The 25,402-nt window shown below is 70.1% G+C and carries 21 protein-coding genes, 2 rRNA genes, 1 pseudogene and 1 riboswitch (1 of these 25 cut by a window edge); of the genes and pseudogenes, 9 read left to right on the top strand and 15 right to left on the bottom strand.

Going from position 1 to position 25,402, the window contains the following annotated elements:
* The first annotated feature begins 122 nt into the window (after positions 1 to 122).
* A complete protein-coding gene (locus tag ELQ39_RS27480; protein ID WP_242594483.1) occupies positions 123 to 932 on the top strand; it encodes a PhzF family phenazine biosynthesis protein in 810 nt (269 codons plus the stop codon).
* A gap of 74 nt (positions 933 to 1,006) precedes the next feature.
* On the opposite strand, the gene ELQ39_RS27475 is transcribed toward ELQ39_RS27480, so the two are convergent.
* Positions 1,007 to 1,810 (bottom strand): CPBP family intramembrane glutamic endopeptidase, encoded by an 804-nt coding sequence (locus ELQ39_RS27475; RefSeq protein WP_242594482.1) that lies wholly within the window; start codon positions 1,808 to 1,810, stop codon positions 1,007 to 1,009.
* Between the two features lie 100 nt (positions 1,811 to 1,910).
* Positions 1,911 to 3,431 carry a glutamate-cysteine ligase family protein gene (locus ELQ39_RS27470; protein WP_242594481.1) on the bottom strand — a complete coding sequence of 507 codons (1,521 nt, stop codon included), beginning with the start codon at positions 3,429 to 3,431 and terminating at the stop codon, positions 1,911 to 1,913.
* Between the two features lie 565 nt (positions 3,432 to 3,996).
* Between ELQ39_RS27470 and ELQ39_RS27465 the strand changes: the two genes are divergently transcribed.
* The 7 genes and pseudogenes from ELQ39_RS27465 (at position 3,997) to ELQ39_RS27435 (ending at position 8,583) form a co-directional block, all read left to right on the top strand.
* Positions 3,997 to 4,581, top strand: a complete 585-nt coding sequence (locus tag ELQ39_RS27465; protein WP_242594480.1) for a hypothetical protein — start codon at positions 3,997 to 3,999, stop codon at positions 4,579 to 4,581.
* A gap of 329 nt (positions 4,582 to 4,910) precedes the next feature.
* Positions 4,911 to 5,111, top strand: a complete 201-nt coding sequence (locus ELQ39_RS27460) for a DUF5999 family protein (protein WP_190003567.1) — start codon at positions 4,911 to 4,913, stop codon at positions 5,109 to 5,111.
* A gap of 3 nt (positions 5,112 to 5,114) precedes the next feature.
* A pseudogene (locus tag ELQ39_RS27455) lies at positions 5,115 to 5,324 on the top strand (substrate-binding domain-containing protein); the annotation flags it as partial.
* Positions 5,325 to 5,365: 41 nt separating this feature from the next.
* Complete coding sequence (locus ELQ39_RS27450) at positions 5,366 to 5,761, top strand: TOBE domain-containing protein (RefSeq protein ID WP_242594477.1); 396 nt, start codon at positions 5,366 to 5,368, stop codon at positions 5,759 to 5,761.
* 162 nt (positions 5,762 to 5,923) lie between these two features.
* Positions 5,924 to 6,691, top strand: coding sequence for a molybdate ABC transporter substrate-binding protein (gene modA, locus ELQ39_RS27445; RefSeq protein ID WP_242594476.1), 768 nt, complete (start codon positions 5,924 to 5,926; stop codon positions 6,689 to 6,691).
* Complete coding sequence (gene modB / locus ELQ39_RS27440) at positions 6,688 to 7,521, top strand: molybdate ABC transporter permease subunit (RefSeq protein WP_190003564.1); 834 nt, start codon at positions 6,688 to 6,690, stop codon at positions 7,519 to 7,521. Before modA ends, modB begins: the two co-directional genes overlap by 4 nt.
* Before the next feature lie 3 nt (positions 7,522 to 7,524).
* A complete protein-coding gene (locus ELQ39_RS27435; RefSeq protein WP_242594475.1) occupies positions 7,525 to 8,583 on the top strand; it encodes an ABC transporter ATP-binding protein in 1,059 nt (352 codons plus the stop codon).
* Between the two features lie 69 nt (positions 8,584 to 8,652).
* Here ELQ39_RS27435 and gcvP read toward each other — a convergent pair whose 3' ends face one another.
* On the bottom strand, positions 8,653 to 11,538 hold the full coding sequence (gene gcvP / locus ELQ39_RS27430; RefSeq protein WP_242594474.1) for an aminomethyl-transferring glycine dehydrogenase: 2,886 nt from the start codon (positions 11,536 to 11,538) through the stop codon (positions 8,653 to 8,655).
* A gap of 174 nt (positions 11,539 to 11,712) precedes the next feature.
* Positions 11,713 to 11,808, bottom strand: a riboswitch (glycine riboswitch).
* A gap of 113 nt (positions 11,809 to 11,921) precedes the next feature.
* Between gcvP and ELQ39_RS27425 the strand changes: the two genes are divergently transcribed.
* Positions 11,922 to 12,296 carry a PRC-barrel domain-containing protein gene (locus ELQ39_RS27425; protein WP_190003561.1) on the top strand — a complete coding sequence of 125 codons (375 nt, stop codon included), beginning with the start codon at positions 11,922 to 11,924 and terminating at the stop codon, positions 12,294 to 12,296.
* 235 nt (positions 12,297 to 12,531) lie between these two features.
* Here ELQ39_RS27425 and ELQ39_RS27420 read toward each other — a convergent pair whose 3' ends face one another.
* The 12 genes from ELQ39_RS27420 to ELQ39_RS27365 form a co-directional block, all read right to left on the bottom strand.
* Positions 12,532 to 13,938, bottom strand: coding sequence for a DNA polymerase IV (locus tag ELQ39_RS27420; RefSeq protein ID WP_242594473.1), 1,407 nt, complete (start codon positions 13,936 to 13,938; stop codon positions 12,532 to 12,534).
* A 65-nt stretch (positions 13,939 to 14,003) separates the two neighbouring features.
* Positions 14,004 to 14,687 (bottom strand): MerR family transcriptional regulator, encoded by a 684-nt coding sequence (locus ELQ39_RS27415; RefSeq protein WP_190003559.1) that lies wholly within the window; start codon positions 14,685 to 14,687, stop codon positions 14,004 to 14,006.
* 188 nt (positions 14,688 to 14,875) lie between these two features.
* Positions 14,876 to 15,349 carry a bifunctional nuclease family protein gene (locus tag ELQ39_RS27410; protein WP_004934251.1) on the bottom strand — a complete coding sequence of 158 codons (474 nt, stop codon included), beginning with the start codon at positions 15,347 to 15,349 and terminating at the stop codon, positions 14,876 to 14,878.
* Positions 15,350 to 15,452: 103 nt separating this feature from the next.
* Complete coding sequence (ftsR, locus tag ELQ39_RS27405) at positions 15,453 to 16,196, bottom strand: transcriptional regulator FtsR (protein ID WP_242594472.1); 744 nt, start codon at positions 16,194 to 16,196, stop codon at positions 15,453 to 15,455.
* Between the two features lie 39 nt (positions 16,197 to 16,235).
* A complete protein-coding gene (locus ELQ39_RS27400) occupies positions 16,236 to 17,159 on the bottom strand; it encodes an FHA domain-containing protein (RefSeq protein ID WP_225629145.1) in 924 nt (307 codons plus the stop codon).
* Between the two features lie 61 nt (positions 17,160 to 17,220).
* Positions 17,221 to 18,249, bottom strand: a complete 1,029-nt coding sequence (locus tag ELQ39_RS27395) for a DUF881 domain-containing protein (protein WP_242594471.1) — start codon at positions 18,247 to 18,249, stop codon at positions 17,221 to 17,223.
* A gap of 5 nt (positions 18,250 to 18,254) precedes the next feature.
* The gene (locus ELQ39_RS27390; protein WP_006134295.1) at positions 18,255 to 18,587 is read right to left on the bottom strand and encodes a small basic family protein; all 333 of its coding nucleotides are present in this window, start codon (positions 18,585 to 18,587) and stop codon (positions 18,255 to 18,257) included.
* Positions 18,584 to 19,486 (bottom strand): DUF881 domain-containing protein, encoded by a 903-nt coding sequence (locus ELQ39_RS27385; RefSeq protein WP_242594470.1) that lies wholly within the window; start codon positions 19,484 to 19,486, stop codon positions 18,584 to 18,586. The genes ELQ39_RS27390 and ELQ39_RS27385 overlap by 4 nt, the downstream gene beginning before the upstream one ends.
* Before the next feature lie 119 nt (positions 19,487 to 19,605).
* Positions 19,606 to 22,101, bottom strand: coding sequence for a mannose-1-phosphate guanyltransferase (locus ELQ39_RS27380; RefSeq protein WP_190003554.1), 2,496 nt, complete (start codon positions 22,099 to 22,101; stop codon positions 19,606 to 19,608).
* Positions 22,102 to 22,214: 113 nt separating this feature from the next.
* Positions 22,215 to 22,823: a CDP-alcohol phosphatidyltransferase family protein gene (locus ELQ39_RS27375; RefSeq protein WP_167742542.1), complete on the bottom strand. Its 609-nt coding sequence runs from the start codon at positions 22,821 to 22,823 to the stop codon at positions 22,215 to 22,217.
* A 109-nt stretch (positions 22,824 to 22,932) separates the two neighbouring features.
* Positions 22,933 to 23,049, bottom strand: a 5S ribosomal RNA gene (gene rrf / locus ELQ39_RS27370).
* Positions 23,050 to 23,138: 89 nt separating this feature from the next.
* Positions 23,139 to 25,402 (bottom strand): 23S ribosomal RNA (locus ELQ39_RS27365) (it continues 861 nt past the right edge of the window).

Below are 25,402 nucleotides of genomic sequence, written 5' to 3'. Positions count from 1 at the left end.
CTCGCTCGACAAGCCGCTCCGTCCGAGCACCCACCGTCCGGGCCGTCCACCGCCCCCGAACAAGGCCACCGCCCGCGCATTGGCCCGATCGCCCGCGGCCGTCCGCCCTCTACCGTCGGGGGATGCGGATCCGAATCGTCGACGCCTTCACCGACCGTCCCTTCACCGGCAACCCGGCCGGAGTGATGCTGCTCGATGCCTTCCCGGACGACTCCTGGCTGCAGAACGTCGCCCTGGAGGTCAACCACGCCGAGACGGCCTTCGCCCACCCGCTGCCCGAGAGCGAGGAGGCCGACTGGGCGCTGCGCTGGTTCACACCCGTCACCGAGGTGGCCATGTGCGGCCACGCCACGCTCGCCACCGCGCACGTCCTGCACACCACCGGCGCCCACAAGGGCCCGGTACGCTTCGCCACCCGCAGCGGCGTGCTGGTCGCGCAGACCGCGCAGGACGGCGCCGTCACCCTGGACTTCCCCACGGCCCCGCTCACCGCCGTCGACGTGCCCGAGGGCGTCGCGGAGGCGCTAGGCGCGCCCGTCCTGGCGGCGTTCGACACCGGCCCCTACGTCGGCGACCAGCTGGTCGAGCTGGCCGACGAGCGCACGGTGCGCGCCCTGCGCCCCGACCACAAGGCCCTGAGGACGTACTCCGAGCGCGGGATCATCGCCACCGCCCGAGCCGAGGAGCCTGCGTCGGAGCACGACTTCGTCTCGCGCTGCTTCTTCCCCAACGTCGGCATCGACGAGGACGCCGTCACCGGCAGCGCGCACACCGCGCTGGCTCCCTACTGGTCGCAGCGGCTCGGCCGCGCCGCCCTCACCGGACTCCAGGCCTCACCGCGTTCCGGGTTCGTCCGCACCGAGGTGCGGGGCGCCCGCACCCTGCTGGGCGGCCGCGCGGTGACGGTCATCGAGGGCGAGCTGCTGGTCTGATCCGAACCCCGGCACGGCGAAGGGGGCGTACGTTCGGCCCTCAAGACCCGTACGTACGCCCCCTTCGGCTCAGCTCACGCCGTCGGCAGCCAGTCGACCTTCCCCGCCAGCACCGCGTACCCGACGAACGCGCCGATATCCAGCAGCGTGTGCGCGGCCACCAGCGGCCCGACGCGTCCCCAGCGGCGGTACAGGTACACGAAGACCACGCCCATGACCATGTTGCCGATGAAGCCGCCGATGCCCTGGTACAGGTGGTACGACCCGCGCAGCACCGCGCTCCCCGCCATCGACGCAGTGGGCGACCAGCCGAGCTGGTCGAGCCGGCGCAGCAGATAGCCGACGACGACGACCTCTTCGAGGATCGAGTTCTGCGCGGCCGACAGGATCAGCACGGGGTACTTCCACCACACCTCGGGCAGCGCCTCGGGCACCACGGTGAGGTTGAAGCCGAGCGCGCGCACGGCCAGGTAGAAGGCGATGCCGCTGCTGCCGATGACCGCCGCGATCGCGGCGCCCCGGCCGAGGTCGGACCAGGGCCGGGTGCGGTCGAAGCCGAGGGTGCGCAGTCCGGCGCCCTCGCGCAGCAGCAGGTGCGCTACCAGGGCCACCGGCACCAGCGCGGTGGTGATGCCGAACAGCTGCCAGGCCAGGTCCAGCCAGGGGCGGCCGGGCGCGGCCGAGGCGTTGAGGGTGGCCGCCTGGTCCTTCAGCCCGCCCGGCCTGGTGACCGAGCCGATGAAGCTGATCAGCGCCGACACTCCGCTCGCGCCGAGCGACAGCGCGAGGACCAGCAGTGTCTCGTCGCGCAGCGTCCTTCGCGAAAGGGTCCGCTCCGGATACGCATCGGCCCCCGGGCCCGCCGCCTCCGCCTGCACACCTGCCTCCACATCACCGATCGGTCCGATCAGTATGAAGGCACTACCTGTGCGGCGGGCCGCGGGTCCGGGGCGCCGATCGCTGCCTCCCCGGCTCCGGTCAGGCCGTCGTCGGAACCGGTTCCGGCAGCCCGACCGGCCAGGTGTGCACGGGCTCGCCCTGCTTGGTCAGGGCGCGGTAGCGGCGGGTGGTGGCCGCCAGCGCCTCCTGCCGGCCGAGTCCCGCGTCCAGCGCCCGGTGGAAGGTCGCGGCCTGCCAGGACGCACCGTTGACCCGGCGGCGGCAGCGCTCCTCGATCACCCCGAGGTACCGGTCCCGGTCGGCGGGCTCGATGCCCCAGGCGTCCAGTCCGGCCTCGGCGAGCGGCAGCAGCTCCTCCCGTACGAGGGCGACCGCGTCCACCTCGCCCAGGCCGCCGAGGCGTCCTCGCCGGGGCCAGGTGAAGCGGGCGTCGATGCCGTCCTTGCATGCGGCGTCGAAGTTGGCGGCGGCCGCCTCGAAGGGCAGCCGGCTCCACACCGGGCGGCTGTCCTCGGCGAGGGCGCGGACGAGTCCGTAGTAGAAGGCCGCGTTCGCGATCACGTCGGTCACCGTGGGCCCGGCGGGCAGCACGCGATTCTCCACGCGCAGGTGGGGCACGCCGTCGGCGATGTCGTAGACGGGCCGGTTCCAGCGGTAGACGGTGCCGTTGTGCAGGACGAGTTCCGCGAGCGAGGGGACGCCCCCGCAGTCCAGCACCTCGAGCGGGTCCTCCTCGTCGCAGATGGGCAGCAGGGCCGGGAAGTAGCGCAGGTTCTCCTCGAAGAGGTCGAACGCCGAAGTCACCCAGCGCTCCCCGAACCAGGTGCGCGGCCGTACGCCCTGCGCCTGCAGCTCGGGCGGGCGGGTGTCGGTGGACTGCTGGAACAGCGGTGGCCGCGACTCGCGCCACAGCTCACGTCCGAACAGGAACGGCGAGTTGGCGCCGACCGCGATCTGCGCGGCGGCGACCACCTGCGCCGCGTTCCACACGTCGGGGAAGCGTTCCGGCGTGACCTGGAGGTGCAGCTGCACCGAGGTGCAGGCGGCCTCCGGGGCGATCGACTTCGAAGTGCACCTGAGGTGCTCCACGCCCTCGATGTCCAGGGTGAAGTCCTCACCGCGCGCGGCCACGATCTGATCGTTGAGCAGGGCGTAGCGGTCGACGTCGGAAAGGTTGGACGACACGAGGTCGTCGCGGTCGAGCGTCGGCAGAATGCCGATCATCACAATGCCGGCGTCCACCTCCTGGGCCTTGCGGTCGGCGTAGGAGAGCGAGGTGCGCAGCTCCTCGTCGAGCTGGTCGAAAACCCTGCCGCCCAGCCGGTGGGGAGCGATGTTCACTTCCAGATTGAACATCGCGAGTTCCGTTTGGAAGTCCCGGCTCGCGATGCGTTCGAGGACTTGCGCATTCAACATTTTCGGCATGCCGTCGGCACCCGCGAGATTGAGTTCGATCTCCAGCCCCATCAGGTTCCTGGGGCGGTCGAACCTCTTCTCCGCCAGGAGTCGCTCCAGGCCCGTCAGGCACCTGCGGAGCTTCTCGCGGTAGCGCTGGCGATCGGACAGGTCGAACTGACCCGCCACGACCTTTTCCCCCATCGAAGCGTCCCTCCTCGGATGGCGTACCGAAGATCGGCCGCCGGGGTCCCGGTCCACAAGCAAGGATGCCCCGCGGATGCGATCGATAACGCCCCGGATCCGTGTGGCGCCCGCTACTCTGGTCGAGGTGTCCAGTGGCACATTCACGGGGCAATACGCGGGAACGCGTATCACGACGCCGTTGCGAACTCGTGAAAAACGCAGACCGGAATGGGCCGACCGCTCGGCGGTCATTTCCCGAGGTCAGTGCGGTGACCCGTTTGGGAAATCACCATCTTTTTCGCATATCACCGGCCGGAAATACCCTTGTCGGGGCCGCCGGGGAGAGCTAGACGAAACATAGTCTCAACCCGTGTCGTATAAACTCCCTTCACAAGGCAGAACCAGGTTGGCGCCCACGGTCGAGTGATCCAGCCGTGAGACGGCGTGCGGCTCTCCTCACCCCCGTCTCCCGCTCAGACCCTCCGGGCCCCTGCCTGCCTGACCTTCGCGAGCTGACAGCGCCGTCCGCACCGCCACGCCCCGCCCTCGCGCCACTGTGCCTTCGAATGAGAGGCGACCCACCATGCCGCTGCACGTACCCCCGGCTCCCGCGCCCGCACTGCGTTCCGTCCTGACCGCGCTCTCGTCGCCGACCGCCGTACGGGACGCCCGAACTCCCTCCCTGCTCCGCGCACAAGGGCCCGCCTCGGCCGAACTCCCGCTGCCCGTGCACGTCCTCGACCGGGTCACCGCCGACGGCGAGACCTCGACGACGCTCGCCGGATGGCGCTTCCTGATCCGCACCGGCGACCGGGCGGCGGCCGCCGCCGACACCGTGCTCACCGCCGACGGCTGGGTCTTCTCCCGCTTCTTCGAGGGCCCGTACATCGCGTCCACCGAGCTGGCCCTCCGCCAGGCGGAGGTCATGACGCAGCCCTACCAGCCCCGTTTGCTGTCGGTGCCCGGCCTCTACATGCTGGCGCTCTGGCTGCACGGCGACACCGAGGCGGACGGCGCCGCCGGCGGCCCGGCCCCCACCGACCTGCTGGTGCCGCTCGCGCCCGCCCCGCCCGGCATCGCCGCCCACCGGCCGCACCGGGTCACCGAACTGCTTCCGGTGCTCACCCACCGCGTGACGCCCACCCGGCTGCTCGGCTCACCCGCCTGACCCGCCCGCTTCCGCACCCCGTCGCCTGCACCCGGGCGGCGGGGTGCGTGCGTCGGGTGACAGGGCGTACGCATGTGCGGACTAGTCCTGTCCGGCCACTGCGAACCACCCGAAAGGACAGTGCAGTTGGGATGAACCGTCCGCGTGGGTGACGCGTCATGAACCTGTGAGGAGCGGTGCCGCGAAATGCCTGCGGATCCTCGTCCGTGGGGCAACACTGGATCCCGACCGACTCATCACCACGGGGGGCGGCCATGAACGACGCTTCACGCCGCGCAACGGACACGACAGCCCACACACAGGTCATCACAGAGCGAAAGAACCCACCCATGTGCCAGCACCAGCCACCGTGCCCCTCAGCCGACTCCGCCGACCGGGAATCCGCCCGCCTCGTGGCGCACCACCCGGAGCAGGGCTGGAGCCTGCTGTGCAACGGTGTCGTGCTCTTCGAGGACACCGGTGAACTCCTGCCCGACGGCAGGATCATCGCCCCGCAGCGTTTCCGGGACGTCACGCTGACGTCCGCCTGAGCAGACATGAGCGTCGTCGGCTTCGACGACCTCCCGGAGGTGCGCTGGCCGGCCACGCCGCTCACCACGGTCCGCCGGCCCTTCGCCGACATGGGCGCCCTCGCCGTCCGTACGGTGCCCCGCCTCGCCCGGGGCGAACAGCCGGACCCGCCCCGCGTGGAGCCGGGCACCGACCTGGTCGTGCGGGCGAGCACCGCGCCGCCCGCGTGGTAGCCGGTGCGTCCCCGGCGGGCGCGCACCCTATCGTGACCGGCATGCAGTCCTACACGATCGGCCAGGCAGCGCGGCTGCTCGGAGTCAGCCCGGACACCGCACGCCGCTGGGCGGACGCGGGGCGGCTCGCCACCCGCCGCGACGACGCCGGACGCCGGGTGGTCGACGGCCGCGACCTGGCGGCGTTCTCCGTCGAGCTGGCCAAGTCGGCCACGCCCGAGGAGGACACCCCGTACACCTCGGCCCGCAACGCGTTCCCCGGCATCGTCACGGCGATCAAGCTCGGTGACGTCGCCGCCCAGGTGGAGATCCAGGCGGGCCCCCACCGCCTGGTCTCCCTGCTCACGCGGGAGGCGGTCGAGGAACTGGGCCTGGAGGTCGGAGTGGAGGCCACCGCACGTGTGAAGTCGACGAACGTTCATATCGACCGGACCTGACGCCGGACGTCGCATGGAGACGCACATGCGAGCCTGTGGTGCATCATGGCCTCGCTCATACGAAGAGACAGGTGCACCCTGCCTCGCAGATGCGTCATGATGGAGCAACGCGCGGGGTGAGTGTCCCCGCGCGATGCCCGCCACCGCGAGGGAGTGCACCGGATGATCCGTTCCGCCCGCCTGGCCGCCCTCGTCCTTCTCGCCTCCCTCGGGCTCAGCGCCTGTTCCTCGTCGGGCGGCGGCGACGGCAGCGCCGGCGGCACCGTGACCGTCTTCGCCGCCGCCTCGCTGAAGGAGAGCTTCACGGAGCTGGGGGAGCGCTTCGAGGAGGACCACCCGGGCACCGAGGTGACCTTCAACTTCAACGGCAGCGACTCCTTGGCCGCCGGCATCGTGGGCGGCGCCCCCGCCGACGTCTACGCCGCCGCCAGCTCCTCCACGATGGCGCGCGTGACGGACGAGAAGCTCACGGCGGGCGATCCGGTCACCTTCGCGCGCAACCGTCTGGCCGTCGCCACCGCCCCCGGCAACCCCCACGGCATCGACTCCCTGGAGGACCTGGCCGCACCCGGCCTGAAGGTCGTGCTCTGCGACGGGACCGTGCCCTGCGGCGCCGCCGCCCGGAAGGCCCTCGCGGCGGCCGGCGTCGAGGTCAGGCCCGTCTCCTACGAGCAGGACGTGAAGAGCGCGCTGACCAAGGTGCGGCTCGACGAGGCGGACGCCGCCGTCGTGTACCGCACGGATGTGAGGGCGGCCGGTGACACAGTGGACGGCGTGGACTTCCCGGAGGCCGCACAGGCCGTCAACGACTACCCGATCGCCCGGCTCGAGAACGCCCCCAACGCCCCGGCCGCGGACGCCTTCGTCGCGTTCGTGACCTCACCGGAGGGGCAGAAGGTGCTCGGGAAGGCCGGTTTCCTGGCGCCGTGACCAGCACCGCCCAGGACACCCGCCGCAAGGCCCGCCGTCCCCGCGCCCCCGGCCGCGGTGTCCCGCCCGCCCTCCTCGCGCCCGCCCTGATCGGCCTGGCGTTCCTCCTGGTGCCGCTGCTGGCCCTCGTCGTCCGGGCGCCCTGGCGCGACCTGCCCGAGCAGCTGACCAGTCCCGCCGTGTGGGACGCGCTGCGACTGTCGCTGGTCTGCGCCACCACCGCGACCGCGCTGAGCCTCGTCGTCGGGGTGCCGCTGGCCTGGCTGCTGGCCCGCACCGACTTCCCCGGGCGGAGTCTGGTGCGCGCCCTGGTGACGCTTCCGCTGGTGCTGCCGCCGGTGGTCGGCGGTGTCGCCCTGCTGCTGGCGCTGGGCCGCAACGGCATCGTGGGCCGGTGGCTGGACGAGTGGTTCGGCGTCACCCTGCCGTTCACCACCGCCGGTGTCGTGCTCGCGGAGACCTTCGTCGCGCTGCCGTTCCTGGTGATCAGCGTCGAGGGCACACTGAGGGCCGCCGACCCGCGGTTCGAGGAGGCCGCGGCCACCCTGGGCGCGTCCCGCTTCACCGCCTTCCGCCGGGTCACCCTGCCGCTGATCGCCCCGGGCGTCGCGGCGGGCGCCGTACTGGCCTGGGCCCGCGCGCTCGGCGAGTTCGGCGCGACGATCACCTTCGCCGGGAACTTCCCGGGCCGCACCCAGACCATGCCGCTCGCGGTCTACCTCGCCCTGCAGAACGACCCGGCCGCCGCGATCGCCCTCAGCCTCGTGCTGCTCGCGGTGTCGGTGGCCGTGCTGGCGGGGCTGCGGGACCGCTGGACGAGGGCCGTCTGACCCATGACGAGACACCCGCCGTCCCAGGGCCTGGACGCCCGCCTCGTCGTCGAACACGGCTCCTTCCGCCTCGACGTCACGCTGTCGGCCGCGCCCGGTGACGTGGTCGCCCTGCTCGGCCCGAACGGGGCGGGCAAGACCACCGCCCTGCGGGCCCTGGCAGGACTCGCGCCCCTCACCGACGGCCATCTGCGCCTGGACGGCGCGGACCTCGCCCGTACCCCGCCCGAGTCGCGTCCGGTGGGCGTCGTCTTCCAGGACTACCTGCTCTTCCCGCACCTCACCGCCCTCGACAACGTGGCGTTCGGCCCGCGCTGCCGCGGCGCCGGCAGGAGCGAGGCCCGTGCGCGTGCCGCCGCGTGGCTGGAGAGGATGGGGCTGGCCGAGCACGTGGGCGCCAAACCCAAGCGGCTCTCCGGCGGCCAGGCCCAGCGCGTGGCGCTCGCCCGCGCCCTGGCCACCGACCCGCGCCTGCTGCTCCTGGACGAGCCCCTCGCCGCCCTCGACGCCCGCACCCGCCTCGAGGTCCGGGCGCAACTGCGCCGCCACCTGGCCGACTTCGAGGCCGTCGCGGTCCTGGTCACGCATGACCCGCTGGACGCGATGGTGCTCGCGGACCGGCTGGTCGTCGTGGAGCGCGGCCGCGTGGTGCAGGAGGGCGCGCCCGCCGACATCGCCCGCCACCCGCGCACCGACTACATCGCCCAGCTCGTCGGCCTGAACCTCTACCGCGGCCGGGCGGACGGCCACACGGTACGGCTCGACGCGGGACCGGAGGTGAGCACCACGGAGGACCTGTCCGGGCCCGCGTTCGTCGCGTTCCCGCCCGGCGCGGTCATCCTGTACCGGGACCGGCCCACCGGCTCCAGCGCGCGCAATCTGTGGCGTTGTGAGGTGGCGGGGCTGGAGAGCCACGGCGACCAGATCCGCGTGGAGCTGACCGGCGAACTGCCCCTGGCCGCCGACCTCACCGCCGTGGCCGTGGCCGAACTGGGCCTGCACCCGGGCGCGCCCGTCTGGGCGGCGGTGAAGGCGACGCAGACACACGCCTACCCCGCCTGAGGCCCCCCAGGAGACGCCCAGGGGCCCCGCCCGGTTCGCCCGGGCGGGGCCCCTTCACTTCCCGGCGGGTCAGTCCTGGTACGCGTCCAGCGGCGGGCAGGAGCAGACCAGGTTGCGGTCGCCGTAGGCCTGGTCGATGCGGCGCACCGGCGGCCAGTACTTGTCGGCGGCGTTCACCTCGCCCGGGAACACGGCCTCCTCGCGGGTGTAGGCGTGCTCCCACTCCCCGCCGAGCACGGACGCCGTGTGCGGGGCGTTGCGCAGCGGGTTGTCGTCGGCGGGCCACTCGCCCGAGCCGACCTTCTCGATCTCGGCGCGGATGGCGATCATCGCCTCGCAGAACCGGTCGAGCTCGGTGAGGTCCTCGGACTCGGTGGGCTCGATCATCAGCGTGCCGGCCACCGGGAAGGACATGGTCGGTGCGTGGAAGCCGTAGTCGATGAGGCGCTTGGCCACGTCGTCGACGGTCACGCCGGTCGCCTTGGTGAGCGGGCGCAGGTCGATGATGCACTCGTGCGCGACCAGCCCCCCGGGGCCGGTGTAGAGCACCGGGTAGTGCGGCTCGAGGCGCTTGGCGATGTAGTTGGCGCTGAGCACGGCCACCTGCGTGGCCCGCTTCAGGCCCTCGCCGCCCATCAGGCGGACGTACGCCCAGGAGATGGGCAGGATGCCCGCCGAACCCCACGGGGCGGCCGAGATGGGTCCGACGCCCGTCTCGGGTCCGGCCTCCGGCTGCAGCGGGTGGTTCGGCAGGTACGGGGCGAGGTGGGCGCGGACGCCGACCGGGCCGACGCCGGGGCCGCCGCCGCCGTGCGGGATGCAGAAGGTCTTGTGCAGGTTCAGGTGGGAGACGTCGCCGCCGAAGTGGCCGGGCTTGGCCAGGCCGACCAGGGCGTTGAGGTTGGCGCCGTCGACGTACACCTGGCCGCCGGCCTCGTGCACCTGGGCGCAGATGTCGGCGACGTGCTCCTCGAAGACGCCGTGCGTCGACGGGTAGGTGATCATCAGCACGGCCAGCTCGTCGCGGTGCTGCTCGATCTTGGCGCGCAGGTCCTCGACGTCGACCTCGCCGTTCCCGGCGGTCTTGACGACGACGACCTTCATGCCGGCCATCACGGCGGACGCGGCGTTGGTGCCGTGCGCGGAGGACGGGATCAGGCACACGGTGCGCTGTTCGTCGCCGTTGGCGCGGTGGTAGCCGCGGACGGCGAGCAGACCGGCCAGCTCGCCCTGGGATCCGGCGTTGGGCTGGAGGGACACCTTGTCGTAGCCGGTGACCTCGGCGAGACGTTCCTCCAGCTCGCGGATGAGCGTGAGGTAGCCCTCGGCCTGCTCGGCCGGGACGAACGGGTGCAGCTGACCGAACTCGGGCCAGGTGACCGGCTCCATCTCGGTGGTCGCGTTGAGCTTCATGGTGCAGGAGCCCAGCGGGATCATGCCGCGGTCCAGCGCGTAGTCACGGTCGGCGAGGCGGCGCAGGTAGCGCAGCATGGCCGTCTCGGAGCGGTGCTGGTGGAAGACCGGGTGGGTGAGGTAGTCGTCGGTGCGCAGCAGCGCGTCCGGCAGGGCGTCCTGCGCGGAGGGGTCCAGGGCCTCGACGTCGGCCTCGACGCCGAAGGCGCGCCACACGGCGGCGAGCTGGTCGCGGGTGGTGGTCTCGTCGCAGGCGACGGAGACCGTGTCGGCGTCGACGAGGCGCAGGTTGACGCCGTTGTCGCGGGCGGCGGCGACGACCTCGGCGGCCCGCCCGGCGACCCGCACGGTGAGGGTGTCGAAGTAGGAGCCGTGGACGACCTCGGCGCCGCCGGAGCGCAGGCCCTCGGCGAGGATCGCGGCGTAGCGGTGGGTGCGACGGGCGATCGTCCGCAGGCCCTCGGGACCGTGGTAAACCGCGTACATGCCCGCCATGACGGCGAGCAGCACCTGCGCGGTGCAGATGTTGCTGGTGGCCTTCTCCCGGCGGATGTGCTGCTCACGCGTCTGCAGCGCCAGGCGGTACGCCTTGTTGCCGTCGGCGTCGACGGATACGCCGACGAGGCGGCCGGGCAGACTGCGGGCCATCTTGTCCTGCACGGCCATGTAGCCGGCGTGCGGGCCGCCGAAGCCCATGGGGACGCCGAAGCGCTGCGTGGTGCCCACCGCGATGTCCGCGCCCAGCTCGCCGGGGGACTTCAGCAGGGTGAGGGCGAGCAGGTCGGCGGCGACGGTGACGAGCGCGCCACGCTCGTGCGCCTGGTCGATGACCGGCTTGATGTCCCGGACGGCGCCGGACGCCCCCGGGTACTGGATCAGGACGCCGTTGATCTCACGTCCGTCGAGCTCGGCGGGGATGCCGTCGCTCAGATCGGCGACGACGACCTCCACGCCGGTCGGCTCGGCGCGGGTCCGTATGACGGCGACGGTCTGCGGCAGGGCGTCCGCGTCGACCAGGAAGAGGCCCTTCTTGTTCTTGCCCATGCGCCGGGACAGCGCCATCGCCTCGGCGGCGGCGGTGCCCTCGTCCAGCAGGGAGGCTCCGGACGTGGGCAGGCCGGTGAGGTCGGCGACCATCGTCTGGAAGTTCAGCAGCGCCTCGAGCCGGCCCTGCGAGATCTCCGGCTGGTACGGCGTGTAGGCCGTGTACCAGGCGGGGTTCTCCATGACGTTGCGCAGGATGACCGGCGGGGTGAAGGTGCCGTAGTAGCCCAGACCGATCATGGAGCCGAGGACCTGGTTGCGGCCGGCGAGGGCGCGCAGCTCGGCGAGCACCTCGGCCTCGCTGCGGGCGCCGGGCAGGTCCAACGCGTCGGCGTTCTTGATCACGTCGGGCACGGCGGCGGCGGTCAGCTCGTCGAGCGAGCCGTAGCCCACCTGGGCCAGCATCTTCGCCCGGGCCTCGTGGTCGGGGCCGATGTGGCGCTGCTCGAAGGGAATTCCCTGTTCGAGCTCGGAGAGCGGGGTGCGGGGGGCAGTCATTGAGGAGGCCTCCTGGTCCGACGACCTTCGAGGGGCACCACGGCGCAGGTGCCCGGACGGCCTCCCCCTCTGTCATCTCAACCTGAGAGTTTCACCGGGACGCCGCTGGCGGTCCGGTTTTCACCGTCGGTGAGAGCGGAAGCCGTCGACACCCGCCCTGCTTTCCAGAGTGACCTCGTCCGTGCGGTACGTGTGCCTGAGAGATTCCGGGGAGGATTTGCTCCTTCGGCGCCTCCGGTGGTGCCTGGAGGACTCTCCCGCACGGGGTCAGCGGCCGTTGCCAGCGTACCAGCGAGGTTCGGACCCCCGCCTTCGAGTGGCCGTTCCGCGGATTGTGCCTTTCTGTAGTGCTATCGGATGAGTTTGCTACGAGTGGAGGGCCCGTGCAGACGGACATCGACCCGCGTCACCTCATCGGCCGCAAGGCGTACGACCGCAACGGCACCCGCATCGGCACGATCGACGAGGTCTACCTCGACGACGCCACCGGCGTGCCGGAGTGGGCGGCGATACGCACCGGCCTGTTCAGCCGGGACGCCTTCGTGCCCCTGGAACCCAGCGAGCTGATCGACGGGGCCCTGCACGTGCCGTTCGAACGGACTCTCATCAAGGACGCGCCGGACTTCGGCGTCGGCCGCCATCTGTCCCCGGAGCAGGAGCTCCAGCTGTACCACCACTACGGCCTGGACGTGGGCTCCCCTCCCCCGCTCCCGGACCGCGACTTCGGCAAGCTGGCGGGCCAGGAGGAACACACCTGACGCCCCCCGGGGGGGCCACGGTCCCTCAGGTGCGTCCGCCCCACAAACCCGGGACCGGCCCGCGGCGCTTCGCAGGACCGGCGCGGCTCCCTCGGGCCGTGTCTCACGGCGAGCCGCCACGGCGCAGCCTGCGCGGTGGGACCGTCTCGCACGCGGCGAGTTGGGACCGCCTGCACGGGCACGCCGGGCGCCCCACCGCAGCAACGGGTTCCCGGCGCGGGCCCGGCCCGCGCCCTCAGGCTTCCGGTGGCCGGGGCGGAGGAGGCAGCATCTCCGGGGGTCCCATCGGCTCGGGCAGGGCCGGCGGCGCCTCCACCAGCGGCAGCGGATCCGCTGCTTCCAGCGCCGGGTCGTCGACGCGGAACGTCTTCACCCGGCCGGGCGCCGAGCCGGGTGTCTCGAACCGGACCGTCACGCGGCCCAATCCGCTGCCCTGCACCCACCCGTGCCCGTACTCGGTGTGCCGGACGTCGTGGCCCGCGGGCCAGCGCCGCTCCACCGGGACCTCCGGACGCCGTTCGGGCGCGGGCTCGGACTCCTCGCCCTCGGCGACCTCCTCCCCCGCACCGCCCGCCGCCTGGGCGAACAGGTCCTCCTGCGTGTAGTCGGCCAGCCCGCTGACGCCGACGCCGAGCAGTCGTACGCCGCCCGTGGTGTCCACCGAGTCCAGCAGCCGCGCCGCCGCCTCCCGGACGACGGCCGGGTCGTCGGTGGGGCCGCGCAGCGTCTCGGAGCGGGTCAGCGTGGAGAAGTCGTACCGCCGTACCTTCAGCACGATGGTGCGTCCGGACAGCCCCGCCCCCCGCAGCCGGCGCACGCAGCGGTCGGCGAGCCGCTGCACCTCCAGGCCGACCCGCACCCGGTCGTGGATGTCCACGTCGTACGTGTCCTCGACGGACACCGACTTGGTCTCGCGCTCGGCGACGACGGGCCGGTCGTCCCGGGCCAGCGCCATCGCGTACAGCGCGTGTCCGTGGGCCTTGCCCAGCAACCGCACCAGCTCGTCCTCGCCCGCCTCGGCGATCTCGCCGACCGTGTGGATGCCGGCCCGCCGCAGATGGTCGCCGGTGGCGGGCCCGACGCCGGGAAGGGTCCGCACCGGCATCGGTTCGAGCATCGCCCGCTCGGTGCCGGGCTCGATGACGACCAGCCCGTCCGGCTTCGCCTGCTCCGACGCGATCTTCGCCAGCATCTTGGAGGCGGCCAGCCCCACGGAGCCGGTCAGACCGGTGACCGCGCGGATGTCCGCGCGCAGCTTCGCGCCGGCCAGCCGCGCCGACCGCTCGTCCCACGCCGTGCCGCCGGCCTCCAGGTCGACGAACGCCTCGTCGAGGCTGAGCGGCTCCACCAGGGGCGAGAGGGCGCGCAGCAGTGTCATCACCTGGTCGCTGATCGAGCGGTACAGCGCGAACCGGGGCACCAGATACGCGGCGTTCGGCGCGAGCCGCCGGGCCTGGGACATGGGCATCGCGGAGTGCACACCCAGCACACGCGCCTCGTAGGAGGCAGTGGCGACCACGCCTCGGGGCCCGAGTCCGCCCACGATCACGGCCTTGCCGCGCAGACTCGGCTTGGACGCCTGCTCCACCGAGGCGTAGAAGGCATCCATGTCGAGATGCAGGATCGTGGGAGCGGATCTCACATCTTCGATGCTGCCCTACGCCACTGACAACGTCCTCGTCGGGCCGGGCCCCGCGCGGCGCGGACTCAGACCGCGCGGTTCCTGCGCCGGGCCAGCTCGTCCATCGGGTTGTGCCCGATCAGGGTCTCCCCCGTGTCGACCCGCTCGCCGTGCAGCTGCGACAGGGCGCTCTCGACATCCCGCCACACCACGCCGACGGCGATGCCGAAGACGCCCTGACCGCCCTGGAGCAGGGCGTGGACCTCGTCGGGCGACGTGCACTCGTAGACCGTGGCGCCGTCGCTCATCAGCGTCATGCGCTCCAGGTCGCTGAAGCCGCGCTCGCGCAGGTGCTGGACGGCGGTGCGGATGTTCTGCAGGGACACGCCGGTGTCCAGGAACCGCTTCACGATCTTCAGCACGACGACGTCGCGGAAGCTGTACAGCCGCTGGGTGCCGGACCCGTGGGCGGGGCGCACGCTCGGTTCGACCAGCCCCGTGCGCGCCCAGTAGTCGAGCTGGCGGTAGGTGATGCCGGCCGCCGCGCAGGCCGTGGGCCCCCGGTAGCCGATCTCCTCGGACGCCATGGCCACCGCCCCTCCACCGCCCGGCACAGCCGCCGGTCGCTGCGGAGCGGGATCGATCGCACCGCCACGCGCGGGATGGCCCCCGCCCGAGCGGAGCGGAGAGCTCTGGGGAGGATACGGCCCGCCCGCCCCGAAAACGCGTCCGGGGGCACCCCCAGCCGTACCGTCGCCGCTGCTTCTCACGCCGACCTCCGTCCTTGACCTGCCTCCTCGACGGTAGGCAGTCACCAAGGGTGCGTCAACGATCGCCACACTCGGCACGCCGAGTGATAATCACCCTGAGAGTGGTTTCCCGTGCCCCGTCCCGGGGAAAGGCTAGCCGAATGTCCTCGGCGCGGACCGCGACCGGCGCCGAGGCCCCGGGAAACGGCTCACTGGTTGCTGGTCCCGAAGTCCTCGGGCGAGATCTGGTCGAGGAACTCGCGGAACTTCTCCACCTCGTCCTCCTGCTCGTCCGGAATCGCGATGCCGGCGTCGTCCAGCACCGTGTCGCTTCCGTAGATCGGCGTTCCCGTACGCAGGGCCAGTGCTATGGCGTCGGAGGGACGGGCGCTCACCTCGACACCGCTGGCGAAGACCAGCTCGGCGTAGAACACGCCTTCCCGCAGGTCGGTGATGCGCACTTCCGTGAGCTCCTGTCCCACGGCCTCCAGCACGTCCTTGAACAGGTCGTGGGTCAGCGGCCGTGCGGGCGCCATGCCCTGCTGGGCGAAGGCGATGGCCGTCGCCTCCCCGGGGCCGATCCAGATGGGGAGGTAGCGGTCGCCGCCCACTTCACGCAACAGCACGATCGGTTGGTTGGAGGGCATTTCGACCCGGACACCTACGACATCGAGCTCGTTCACACAGCAACCCTAGGCCGTGCCCGGGACGTTTGGGTAGTCGGGCCGGGATCGGGTGGCCGATCCGGCCGCGCTGTGCTGTTCCCCGGAGGTCTCGAGGTCCTCCTCAGGGCAGCCGCACCCCGAGCGCCGACCGCACCAGCGCCGCGTGCAGCTTCATGGTCAGACCGGCCAGTTCCCTGGTGCGGTCCTCGGCGTGCGCCCTGGTCTGCGGGTTGCGGTGGCGCCGCAGCGGCGCGACGACCTGCTCCACCAGCCCGGCCTCCCGCTCGGCGGCCGCCTTCATGGCGCGCAGATGGCGGGGCTCGATCCCGTACCGCCCCAGTTCCGTGAGGAGCCCGGCGACGGTGACCGCCTCCGCGTCGTACACCCCGTCCCCGACCGGGACGAGCAGTCCGTACGACTCCCACTCGGCGAGCCGCTGCTCGTCCACGCCCGCGGCGGCGAGCAGCTGGATGCGGCCGATGCGGGCGGCGGCGGGTGTCTCCGGGGCGCCGCAGTCGGCGGGGTCCTCGCCGTCACCCGGACGGCTCAGCGCCGGCAGGGACAGGGCCTCGCCGCGCTCCATGGCAGCCAGGTGCTCGCGGATCACCTTGAGCGGCAGGTAGTGGTCGCGCTGCATGCGCAGCACATGGCCGAGGCGTTCCACGTCCTCGGCGCTGAACTTCCGGTACCCCGACGGGGTGCGGCGCGGCTCGACGAGCCCCTCCGACTCCAGGAAGCGGATCTTGGAGATGGTGACCTCGGGGAACTCCTCGCGCAGCACGTTCAGCACCGCACCGATGCTCAGCAGTCCGGTGTCCGTGACGGCGGCGCCGTGGCCGGCGCCGCCGCTCGGTGTCTGCACCATCGACCCTTCCTGGAGTCCCCGGACCGCGGCCGGGGGCTGTCAGTAGTTCTGCTGGCTCGCGTAGAAGACCAGCCGGTACTTGCCGATCTGCACCTCGTCGCCGTTGGACAGGGCGACCTGGTCGATCCGCTCGCGGTTGACGTAGGTGCCGTTGAGGCTGCCGACGTCGGCGACCGTGAACGAGCCGTCCGGGCTGCGGCGGAACTCCACATGGCGCCGGGAGACCGTCACGTCGTCGAGGAAGATGTCGCTCTGCGGGTGACGCCCGGCCGTGGTCAGGTCGCCGTCCAGCAGGAAGCGGCTGCCCGAGTTCGGACCGCGGCGCACGACCAGCAGGGCGGAGCCCACCGGCAGCGCGTCGACGGCCGCCTGCGCCTCCGGGGAGAGCGCCGGCACCTGGTGCTGGCCGGTGGCCTCGGAGTCGTAAGCCTCGAGGCCGGAGATGGAGATCGTGGACGTCGTCTCGGAAGGGCGCTCCGGGGTGACGCCCGGCTTCAGCGGCGCACCGCAGTTCGAACAGAAGCGGCTGTTCTCCGCGTTGCGGTTGCCGCACCTGGAACACACCAGGGCCATGGACGGATCCTCCTGCCGCGGCTGCCCGCCGGGGGCATGGGACGCGTACGGACCGGAGTGACCTCCGCCCGCACCTGGGCTCGACGGCTGCCCAGAACCTATGCCGCCCGACCGCGCAGGGTCAACGGAGGCCCCGCCCGTCTCGTCCCGGAACAGCGGACGCTGACCTTCCGCACCGGGCTGCGCGCGGTGACGAGCGGTCGCGCTGTCGCCGTCCTCTCGCCGCGCGCTCTTGCCGAACAACTTCCCAAACAACTTCACGGGCGATTCCCCTTGACCGAAACAGACCCGCCCGTGGGGCAGGACGAACCCTGACTGAACACATTGGCCGACCCGGACATCTTCACAACGTCCGCCTCCGCCAGACAGTTTCCACCACGCACCACCCATTCGGTGCGCCGACCCCCCGCAACCTCATGCCCTGGCCGGACAACCCCCATGCACCCCCGGTTCACCGGGAGGACGACCGAGCGTAGTCAGGCCGCTTCGGCGCTCGCAAGGCGTCCACAACGATCTTGTCCGACCGCTCCACGGTAACGGTGGCCTGTTCCTTCTCGAGCGTCTGCACCACGCCTCCGGGGATGTTGAGCGCCGGTTCCAGGTCCTGCGGCTTGCCGATGACCTTGAAACGATACGGGGACTTGATCTTGTTCCCGTCCACGGAGACTCCGCCGTCCACGTCCGACAGATACGTGCCGGCCACCACTCGCACCCCGTTCACCTGGATCGCCTCCGCGCCCGCGGCGCGCAGCTCCTGGACGGCGTCGAGCAGCATGTCCGACTCGACCGTCCCCTTCGTGTCCTCGATGGTCATCTCGATGCCGGGCCCCTGCGCGGCCACGGTGCCCGCCAGGACACCGAGTTGCCGTTCCTTCTCGATCGTCTGCCTGCGCGCCTCCTCGGCCTGGTCGGAGCTGTTCTCCAGCTCCTCCCGCTGCTTCTCGAGACCCTGTTTCTCGTCTTCAAGACGCTCGGTCCGGTCGTCGAGTTCATCGAGGATGCGCACAAGATCTTCCTGGCGTGCGCCACGGAGCGCGCTGTCGGTGTCGCTGGTGGAGGCGACCTGCACGGCGAGACCGAAACCGAGGCCGAACAGCAGCAGGGCGACGATCAGTTGCGCTCGCGTCACGCGCGGCGGCCACAGCCCGTTGACGAGCCGCCGCCGTCCGGTCAGCTCGGGCTCGCCCGGCTCGTCGGCGGCGGGCGTCCCGGACTTCTGCGGCCCACGGGGCACCTGGGACCGCGGAGAGACATGGGGCGTGTAAGCCTGGCGGGGAGCCTCACTTCCACCGGTCCTCTCGGACGCGGTCCGCGGGGCGGCCGGGGGCACTTCCGCGGGCAGCTCCCGGCGCAGCCCGGGGCGCGGCGCCGCCCCGGGTGTGGACGAGGGCCTGTCCGGGGTGGACGCGGGCGTGTCGGGGGCGGCCCGCGGCGGCGTGACCGCCGGGCGCGTCGTCTCTGGCTGTTCGCGCTCGTTCATCGGCCTCACGCCCGGAACACGTGGCGGCGGATCGCCGCGGCGTTGGAGAAGATGCGGATACCGAGGACGACCACCACACCCGTGGACAGCTGCGCCCCGACGCCCAGCTTGTCGCCGAGGAACACGATCAGCGCGGCCACGACGACGTTCGACAGGAACGACACCACGAAGACCTTGTCGTCGAAGATCCCGTCGAGCATGGCCCGCAGACCGCCGAACACGGCGTCCAGCGCGGCGACGACGGCGATCGGCAAGTAGGGCTCGACGACCGCCGGCACCTCGGGCCGGACCAACAGGCCGGCCACCACTCCCACAATGAGGCCCAGTACGGCGATCACGATGTGCCCTTCTCGGTTATCGGCTGTGCGGTTCGTACGGTCACACTCGGTGCGGCGGGCAGCCGGACGTCGTCCTCCACGGACAGGGCCGTCCGGATGCCGTAGTTCTCCTGCAGGACGTGCAGGTACACTCCGTCGGCGCTGTCCTGGAACCGGTCCCCCAGTTCTTCGCCGTCCCCCACCGCCAGGACCGTGTACGGCGGCACCAGCGGCTTGTTGTCGACCAGTATCGCGTCTCCCGCGGCCCTGATCGCCGACAGGGCGGTCAACCGCCGCCCGTTGATCGAGACGGCCTCCGCGCCGGACTCCCACAGCCCGTTGACCACCCGCTGGAGGTCACGGTCGCGGACCCGGCCGGTGTCGGCGAAACCGGACGAGGAGCGGGCGTCGCCGTCGCCGCCGTCGGCGGTGTCCTCCGCGTCGTTCACCACGAGCCGTACGCCCGGTCCGTGGACGGGCGTGGCGCCGGACAGGATGCCCAGGAGCGTCGACCGGTCGCCGCCGCTGTCCCGCAGCGCCTCGCGCTGCCGTGCGCCGACTTCCTCACGCAGTTCGTCGACGCTCTCCTCGAGCCGGTCGGCGGCCGCGGTCGCCTCGTCGATACGGTCGATGAGCTCCTCGCGCTCCTTGGCGACGACCGGAGCGGCGACCCGGGCCTGGGCCGCGCCGACAGTGACCACGCACGCGGCGAGGACGAGCCCGGCGGCCAGACCGAGCTTCGCCCGCAGGGTCCTCGGCAGGCCGGCGGTCCCCTCGCTCCGCTTCCGGGCGGCGGCCTCGGCGTAGCCGTCGTCGAGACTGTGGTCCATCACGTTGGTGATCAACGACATGGACGCGTCCGGGCGTGCGGGCCGCGCGGGTGTGCTCCGAACGGGGGGTTGCTGCGGCATGCCGCACATCGTCGCACGCCGCGCCCCCGACCTCCGAACGACCCCGGCGGCGTGCCGGACGGGCCCCTTCCGGGGCTCCGTCCGGCACGCCGCCGGTCACTGCGTCTACCGCGTGCGGATCGGCTGGGTCACCTGCCGGCGCTGTCCACGACCGCCGACCACTCGTCGAGCAGCGCCTGCGCGGAGGCGTCGTCCGGGCCCTCGGCCCAGAGGTGGGTGACGGCCTCCGCCGGGTCGGGCAGCACCATGACCCAGCGCCCGTCGGCCTCCACCACGCGCACACCGTCGGTGGTGTCCACGGAGCGGTCCCCGGCCGCCTCGACGACCCGTCGCATGACCAGGCCCTTGACGGCCCACGGGGTCGCCAGGTCCCTCTTGAGGACGTGCGCCCGCGGGATACGGGCGTCGATCTGGCTCAACGTCAGCTGGGTGCGCGCGACCAGCCCGATGAGCCGGACGAACGCCGCGGTGCCGTCGTAGACGCTGCTGAACTCGGGGACGATGAAGCCGCCCTTGCCGTCGCCGCCGAAGATCGTCCCTTCCTCACCGCCGACCCGCGTGAGGTCGTCGGGCGAGGTGGTCGTCCACTCGACCTGCGTGCCGTGGTAGGCCGCCACCTGCTCGGCGATGCGGGTGGTGGTCACCGGCAGGGCGACACGGCCGCTGCGCCGCTCGGAGGCGACCAGGTCGAGCATCACGAGCAGCGCCCGGTCGTCCTCGATGATCCGCCCCTTCTCGTCGACCAGCGACAGCCGCTCGCCGACGGGGTCGAAGCGGACGCCGAAGGCGGCGCCGGAGGACGCCACGATCTCCCCGAGCCGCACCAGGCCGGCGCGACGCATGTCGGCCGTCTCGGTGGGCCGGGACTCGTCCAGACCGGGGTTGATGGTCAGCGAGTCGACGCCCAGCTTGCCGAGCAGGCTGGGCAGCACCAGGCCGGCGCTGCCGTTGGACGCGTCGACGACGACCTTCAGCCCGGCCTCGGCGATGCCGGAGGTGTCGACGTTGCGCAGCAACGACCCGGTGTAGGAGTCGAAGACGCTCGCCGGGAAGTGCAGGTCGCCGATCTCGCCGGGGAAGGCACGCCGGTACTCCTGCCGCGCGAACACGCGGTCCAGCTTGCGCTGGCTGCCCTGCGACAGGTCGGCGCCCTGCCCGTCGAAGAACATGATGTCGACGGAGTCGGGCACGCCCGGCGTGGTGCGGATCATGATGCCGCCGGCGCTGCCCCGCGCGGTCTGCTGCCGTGCCACGGGCAGCGGCACGTTCTCCAGGTCGCGTACGTCGATGGCGCTGGCCTGGAGCGCGGAGATGACCGCGCGCTTGAGGGCCCGGGCTCCTCGGGAGTGGTCGCGGGCCGTGGTGACGGTCGAGCCCTTCTTCAGGGTTGTCGCGTAGGCGCCGGCGAGGCGGACGGCGAGCTCGGGTGTGATCTCGACGTTCAGGATGCCGGAGACGCCGCGCGCGCCGAAGAGGTGCGCCTGGCCGCGGGACTCCCAGATGACCGAGGTGTTGACGAAGGCGCCGGCCTCGATGGTCTTGAACGGATAGACCCGCACATTGCCCTGAACGATCGATTCTTCACCGATCAGGCACTCGTCGCCGATGACGGCGCCGTCCTCGATCCGCGCGGCCCGCATGATGTCGGTGTTCTTGCCGACGACACAGCCGCGCAGGTTGCTGTGCGGGCCGACGTACACGTTGTCGTGCACCACGGCCTTGTGCAGGAAGGCGCCGCTCTTGACGACGACGTTGGAGCCGACGACCGTGTGCTCGCGGATCTCCGCGCCGGCCTCGACCTTCGCGTAGTCGCCGATGTACAGCGGACCGCGGAGCACGGCGTCGGGGTGCACCTCGGCGCCCTCGGCGACCCACACGCCGGGCGCCATCTCGAACCCGTCGATGTCGACGTCGACCTTGCCCTCGAGGACGTCGGCCTGGGCCTTGACATAGCTTTCGTGGGTGCCGACGTCCTCCCAGTAGCCCTCGGCGACGTAGCCGTAGATCGGCTTGCCTTCCTTCATCAGCTGCGGGAAGACGTCGCCGGACCAGTCGACGGGAACGTCGGGCTCGACGTAGTCGAATACCTCGGGCTCCATCACGTAGATACCGGTGTTCACCGTGTCGGAGAAGACCTGGCCCCAGGTCGGCTTCTCGAGGAAGCGCTCGACCTTGCCCTCCTCGTCGACGATGGTGATGCCGAATTCCAGCGGGTTGGGCACCCGGGTCAGGCAGACCGTGACCAGTGCGCCCTTTTCCTTGTGGAAATTGATCAGCTCGGTGAGGTCGAAGTCCGTCAGGGCATCGCCGGAGATGACGAGAAAGGCATCGTCCTTCAATGCCTCCTCGGCGTTCTTGACGCTCCCGGCGGTACCGAGTGGCTTCTCCTCATTGGCATACGTGAGCTCCATCCCGAGCTCCTCGCCGTCACCGAAGTAGTTCTTGACCAGCGAGGCAAGGAACTGGACGGTCACAACGGTTTCGTTGAGCCCGTGCCTTTTGAGCAGCCGCAGCACGTGCTCCATGATCGGCCGGTTGGCCACCGGCAGGAGCGGCTTGGGCATGCTTGAGGTCATGGGGCGAAGACGGGTGCCTTCGCCCCCGGCCATCACGACGGCCTTCATGTCGGAAGCGTCCTCCTCGAAGAGACGACGGTCTGGCCGACTTCACCCGCCAGGATTGCCGCACGCTTATTCAGCGTGGGCATCGCGCGCCCCGTTGCGCGTGAGGAAGCGAGTCAATCGGCCATGGCGTCCGCACGGATCAAGCGGCGGACTTGGACCACATAGAGCACTCCTGCCCACCAATAGAGGGTTGTACCCCATCCGGCGAACGCCCAGCCGAAAATTGCAGCGAGTGACGAGATCCAACCACTACCGTCACTGAGCAGGAGCAACGGGAAGGCATACATCAGGTTGAAGGTCGCGGCCTTCCCCAGGAAGTTCACCTGCGGTGGCGGATAGCCGTGGCGCCGCAGGATGCCCACCATGACCAGGAGGACCAGCTCTCGGGCCAGCAGGGCGACGGTCAGCCAGAGCGGGAGGATCTCCCGCCAGGTGAGTCCGACCAGGGTCGAGAGAATGTACAGCCGGTCGGCCGCGGGATCGAGCAGCCGGCCGAGGCTGCTGATCTGATTCCACCGACGGGCGAGCTTGCCGTCCAGGTAATCGCTGACGCCGCTGAAGGCCAGCACCAGGAGCGCCCAGCCATCGCTCTTCGGCCCGCCGAACTCCGGCCTCAGGATCAGCCAGAGGAACAGGGGTACGCCGACGAGCCGTGCCATGCTGAGCACGTTCGGGATGGTGAGGACACGGTCTGTCTGGACCCGTGTCTCCTGGACCTCCACCCGGGATCCTCCTGTGGGAAACGTTTCTACGATGCTCCTTGACCCTACCGCAACGCGAAAAAGCTCCGGCTCTCGGGCGGGGAGCCCAAGAGCCGGAGCTTTAAAAGGAGTTCGGCGGCGTCCTACTCTCCCACAGGGTCCCCCCTGCAGTACCATCGGCGCTGTAAGGCTTAGCTTCCGGGTTCGGAATGTAACCGGGCGTTTCCCCTACGCTATGACCACCGAAACACTATGAAACTGACAACCGCACCATGCCGTGACCATGGCATGGGGTTGTTCGTGGTTTCAGAACCAACACAGTGGACGCGAGCAACTGAGGACAAGCCCTCGGCCTATTAGTACCGGTCAACTCCACACGTTACCGTGCTTCCATATCCGGCCTATCAACCCAGTCGTCTACTGGGAGCCTTACCCTCTCTAGGAGGTGGGAGTCCTCATCTCGAAGCAGGCTTCCCGCTTAGATGCTTTCAGCGGTTATCCCTCCCGAACGTAGCCAACCAGCCATGCCCTTGGCAGAACAACTGGCACACCAGAGGTTCGTCCGTCCCGGTCCTCTCGTACTAGGGACAGCCCTTCTCAAGACTCCTACGCGCACAGCGGATAGGGACCGAACTGTCTCACGACGTTCTAAACCCAGCTCGCGTACCGCTTTAATGGGCGAACAGCCCAACCCTTGGGACCGACTCCAGCCCCAGGATGCGACGAGCCGACATCGAGGTGCCAAACCATCCCGTCGATATGGACTCTTGGGGAAGATCAGCCTGTTATCCCCGGGGTACCTTTTATCCGTTGAGCGACGGCGCTTCCACAAGCCACCGCCGGATCACTAGTCCCGACTTTCGTCCCTGCTCGACCCGTCGGTCTCACAGTCAAGCTCCCTTGTGCACTTACACTCAACACCTGATTGCCAACCAGGCTGAGGGAACCTTTGGGCGCCTCCGTTACCCTTTAGGAGGCAACCGCCCCAGTTAAACTACCCATCAGACACTGTCCCTGATCCGGATCACGGACCCAGGTTAGACATCCAGCACGACCAGACTGGTATTTCAACGACGACTCCACCCGAACTGGCGTCCGAGCTTCACAGTCTCCCAGCTATCCTACACAAGCCGAACCGAACACCAATATCAAACTGTAGTAAAGGTCCCGGGGTCTTTCCGTCCTGCTGCGCGAAACGAGCATCTTTACTCGTAGTGCAATTTCACCGGGCCTATGGTTGAGACAGTCGAGAAGTCGTTACGCCATTCGTGCAGGTCGGAACTTACCCGACAAGGAATTTCGCTACCTTAGGATGGTTATAGTTACCACCGCCGTTTACTGGCGCTTAAGTTCTCAGCTTCGCCCACCCGAAAGTGAGCTAACCGGTCCCCTTAACGTTCCAGCACCGGGCAGGCGTCAGTCCGTATACATCGCCTTACGGCTTCGCACGGACCTGTGTTTTTAGTAAACAGTCGCTTCTCGCTGGTCTCTGCGGCCACCCCCAGCTCTAGCAGCAAGTGCTATCACCAGGTGTGGCCCCCCTTCTCCCGAAGTTACGGGGGCATTTTGCCGAGTTCCTTAACCATAGTTCACCCGAACGCCTCGGTATTCTCTACCTGACCACCTGAGTCGGTTTAGGGTACGGGCCGCCATGAAACTCGCTAGAGGCTTTTCTCGACAGCATAGGATCATCCACTTCACCACAATCGGCTCGGCATCAGGTCTCAGACACATGGTGTGCGGATTTGCCTACACACCGTCCTACACCCTTACCCCGGGACAACCACCGCCCGGGATGGACTACCTTCCTGCGTCACCCCATCACTCACCTACTACCAGCTCGGGTCACCGGCTCCACCACTCCGACCTCGTCCGAAGACTCAGCCGGCGGCTTCACGGGCTTAGCATCACTGGATTCGATGTTTGACGCTTCACAGCGGGTACCGGAATATCAACCGGTTATCCATCGACTACGCCTGTCGGCCTCGCCTTAGGTCCCGACTTACCCTGGGCAGATCAGCTTGACCCAGGAACCCTTAGTCAATCGGCGCACACGTTTCTCACGTGTGAATCGCTACTCATGCCTGCATTCTCACTCGTCAACCGTCCACAACTCGCTTCCGCGGCTGCTTCACCCGGCAGACGACGCTCCCCTACCCATCACAGCACCCGTTGGGGCTATCTGCTGCAATGACACGACTTCGGCGGTACGCTTGAGCCCCGCTACATTGTCGGCGCGGAATCACTAGACCAGTGAGCTATTACGCACTCTTTCAAGGGTGGCTGCTTCTAAGCCAACCTCCTGGTTGTCTGTGCGACTCCACATCCTTTCCCACTTAGCGTACGCTTAGGGGCCTTAGTCGATGCTCTGGGCTGTTTCCCTCTCGACCATGGAGCTTATCCCCCACAGTCTCACTGCCGCGCTCTCACTTACCGGCATTCGGAGTTTGGCTAAGGTCAGTAACCCGGTAGGGCCCATCGCCTATCCAGTGCTCTACCTCCGGCAAGAAACACACGACGCTGCACCTAAATGCATTTCGGGGAGAACCAGCTATCACGGAGTTTGATTGGCCTTTCACCCCTAACCACAGGTCATCCCC

Source organism: Streptomyces sp. GB4-14, assembly GCF_022696125.1.
GTDB classification, from domain to species: domain Bacteria; phylum Actinomycetota; class Actinomycetes; order Streptomycetales; family Streptomycetaceae; genus Streptomyces; species Streptomyces werraensis.
The sequence above is the reverse complement of the archived record's forward strand: the minus strand, read 5'-3'. Positions and strand labels throughout refer to the sequence as shown.

What these genes read in the sequence shown, in the direction of transcription:
- ELQ39_RS27480 (WP_242594483.1), top strand. Translation starts at nt 123, where the DNA reads ATGCGGATCCGAATCGTCGACGCCTTCACCGACCGTCCCTTCACCGGC.
- ELQ39_RS27470 (WP_242594481.1), bottom strand. Translation starts at nt 3,431, where the DNA reads ATGGGGGAAAAGGTCGTGGCGGGTCAGTTCGACCTGTCCGATCGCCAG.
- ELQ39_RS27465 (WP_242594480.1), top strand. Translation starts at nt 3,997, where the DNA reads ATGCCGCTGCACGTACCCCCGGCTCCCGCGCCCGCACTGCGTTCCGTC.
- ELQ39_RS27460 (WP_190003567.1), top strand. Translation starts at nt 4,911, where the DNA reads ATGTGCCAGCACCAGCCACCGTGCCCCTCAGCCGACTCCGCCGACCGG.
- ELQ39_RS27450 (WP_242594477.1), top strand. Translation starts at nt 5,366, where the DNA reads ATGCAGTCCTACACGATCGGCCAGGCAGCGCGGCTGCTCGGAGTCAGC.
- modA (WP_242594476.1), top strand. Translation starts at nt 5,924, where the DNA reads ATGATCCGTTCCGCCCGCCTGGCCGCCCTCGTCCTTCTCGCCTCCCTC.
- ELQ39_RS27435 (WP_242594475.1), top strand. Translation starts at nt 7,525, where the DNA reads ATGACGAGACACCCGCCGTCCCAGGGCCTGGACGCCCGCCTCGTCGTC.
- gcvP (WP_242594474.1), bottom strand. Translation starts at nt 11,538, where the DNA reads ATGACTGCCCCCCGCACCCCGCTCTCCGAGCTCGAACAGGGAATTCCC.
- ftsR (WP_242594472.1), bottom strand. Translation starts at nt 16,196, where the DNA reads ATGGTGCAGACACCGAGCGGCGGCGCCGGCCACGGCGCCGCCGTCACG.
- ELQ39_RS27400 (WP_225629145.1), bottom strand. Translation starts at nt 17,159, where the DNA reads ATGGGTGGTGCGTGGTGGAAACTGTCTGGCGGAGGCGGACGTTGTGAA.
- ELQ39_RS27395 (WP_242594471.1), bottom strand. Translation starts at nt 18,249, where the DNA reads ATGAACGAGCGCGAACAGCCAGAGACGACGCGCCCGGCGGTCACGCCG.
- ELQ39_RS27385 (WP_242594470.1), bottom strand. Translation starts at nt 19,486, where the DNA reads ATGTGCGGCATGCCGCAGCAACCCCCCGTTCGGAGCACACCCGCGCGG.
- ELQ39_RS27380 (WP_190003554.1), bottom strand. Translation starts at nt 22,101, where the DNA reads ATGAAGGCCGTCGTGATGGCCGGGGGCGAAGGCACCCGTCTTCGCCCC.